General features: G+C 33.3%; 1 protein-coding gene. It reads left to right on the top strand.

All coding sequences use genetic code 11. The annotated features are described in order from the left end of the window. The coding region (locus tag LQ611_RS14060) for a transposase (protein ID WP_239709682.1) at positions 1 to 234 on the top strand (234 nt) is incomplete at both ends.

Here is a 234-nt window from a genome sequence, read left to right on the forward strand (position 1 = left end):
TATCTATGGATGGTGTTTCTGGCTTAGAATCCGGAGTTAAGGCTATTTTTCCTAAAACAATTGTTCAAAGATGTATTGTACATTTAGTTAGAAATTCTATTAAATACGTACCAAGTAAAGACTATAAAGCTTTTACTTCTTCATTAAGAAAGGTTTATGGGGCAACATCACTTAAAGCTTGTCATACTGCTTTTGAAGCATTTAAACAACAATGGTCTCAATATCCTGGTGCGG

It is taken from the genome of Mammaliicoccus sp. L-M44 (assembly GCF_022386355.1).
Taxonomy (GTDB): domain Bacteria; phylum Bacillota; class Bacilli; order Staphylococcales; family Staphylococcaceae; genus Mammaliicoccus; species Mammaliicoccus sciuri_A.